The 1,628-nt window shown below is 62.9% G+C and carries 3 protein-coding genes; all 3 read left to right on the top strand.

The annotated features are described in order from the left end of the window. The first annotated feature begins 200 nt into the window (after nt 1-200). Nucleotides 201-602, top strand: a complete 402-nt coding sequence (gene tnpA, locus AC5ZGW_RS46215; RefSeq protein WP_038380667.1) for an IS66-like element accessory protein TnpA — start codon at nt 201-203, stop codon at nt 600-602. Continuing rightward, nucleotides 599-946, top strand: coding sequence for an IS66 family insertion sequence element accessory protein TnpB (gene tnpB, locus AC5ZGW_RS46210; protein ID WP_038388906.1), 348 nt, complete (start codon nt 599-601; stop codon nt 944-946). The genes tnpA and tnpB overlap by 4 nt, the downstream gene beginning before the upstream one ends. 47 nt (nt 947-993) lie before the next feature. Next, nucleotides 994-1,628 (top strand): transposase domain-containing protein (locus tag AC5ZGW_RS46205; RefSeq protein ID WP_496114166.1); only part of this gene is annotated, 635 nt, incomplete at its 3' end.

Below are 1,628 nucleotides of genomic sequence, written 5' to 3'. Positions count from 1 at the left end.
ACACCGATCCGATTCGGTGTCGCCGCCCCAATCCTGACGGTCAGTTCTCCGGTAACATTCTTGATGAGGCAATGCGCGTCATGTCCGCGCCGACTTCGTACACGCGAAGCGAGAGCCCCTTGGTATCCCTCCATTGAGGGCCGCCTTGTTTGACGGACGCGAGCGCTGCAGGTCCTAGGGGTAATCCTAGGAGAAGCGCTATGACGATTTCGCGGGCAGAGGTGATCACATCGGTCGAGCGGCGGCGTCGGTGGTCACAGGATGAGAAGGAACGGCTAGTTGCAGCATCGCTCGAGCCCGGAGCCACTGTTTCCGAGGTGGCTCGCATGGCCGGCCTTCATGTGAGCCAGCTGTTCAGGTGGCGCAAAGAGCTTTGCAAGCACGGTGAAACGAGTGTAGCGCCGTTGGTGCCGGTCGAGATTGGGCCGTCTGTGCCGCCGCGGGATGTGGCCGAAGCGCCATTGACGACGGCGCCGGCGCGTCGACGGAGGAGCCAGGGCATCATCGAGATTGATCTCGGTAGCGGACACCGCATCCGGGTCGATGGTGACGTTGATGGAGACGCGCTGCGGCGAGTTCTCGATGCCCTGGTGCGCCGATGATCCCGGTTCCGACAGGCGCGCGAGTGTGGCTCGCGACAGGCTACACGGATATGCGTAGAGGCTTTCCGTCGTTGGCACTCCAAGTGCAGGAGGTGTTGCGCAAAGACCCGCTCAGCGGCCATCTGTTCGTCTTCCGCGGTCGCCGCAGCGATCTTGTGAAGATGATCTGGCACGATGGCCAGGGAGCATGCCTGTTTACCAAAAGACTAGAGAGAGGAAGGTTCATCTGGCCATCGGTTGCTGGTGAATCGGTAACGATCTCTCCGGCGCAGTTGAGCTATCTGTTGTCCGGGATCGATTGGCGCAACCCTCAAGAAACCCGGCGTCCGACGCGGGTCGGATAGCCGTTTTTACGGTTTGCATCTGCGGCTTGATCTGATTCAATGGCTTCATGATATCGAAGCCGGACGATCTTCCATCGGACCTTGTCAGTGCCCTGGCGGCGCTGCAGGCCGAGCGTGAGGCGCGGCTGCGAGCCGAGGCGGTGGCTGCCAGCGCGCGGGCGGAGCTGTCGGACAACGAGGCGCTGATCGCGCATCTCGAGCTGCGGATCGAGAAGCTCAAACGCGAACTGTACGGGCAGCGCTCCGAGCGCACGGCACGGCTGCTCGAGCAGCTGGAGTTGGAGCTCGAAGAACTCGTCACCACGGCGAGCGAGGATGAGCTTGCCGCGCAGGCCGCAGCGGCGAAGACGCAGAACGTCCGCCCCTTCACGCGCAAGCGGCCGGTGCGCAAGCCCTGGCCGGACGACATCGAACACGAGCGCGTCGTCATTGACGCTCCGACGAGCTGCGCCTGCTGCGGCGGATCGCGGCTGGCGAAGATCGGCGAGGATGTGACCAAGACGCTGGAGGAGATCCCGCGTCGCTTCAAGGTCATCGAGACAGTGCGCGAGAAGTTCACCTGCCGCGATTGCGAGAAGATCAGCCAGCCGCCTGCGCCATTCCATGCCACGCCGCGCGGCTTCATCGGCCCACAATTGCTGGCGACGATCCTGTTCGACAAGTTCGGCATGCATATCCCGCT

The sequence above is a fragment of the Bradyrhizobium sp. Crot121 genome, assembly GCF_059512385.1.
The sequence above is the reverse complement of the archived record's forward strand: the minus strand, read 5'-3'. Positions and strand labels throughout refer to the sequence as shown.

Excerpts from the sequence above, each read along its gene's own strand:
- tnpB (WP_038388906.1), top strand. The coding sequence starts at position 599 with ATGATCCCGGTTCCGACAGGCGCGCGAGTGTGGCTCGCGACAGGCTAC.
- tnpA (WP_038380667.1), top strand. The coding sequence starts at position 201 with ATGACGATTTCGCGGGCAGAGGTGATCACATCGGTCGAGCGGCGGCGT.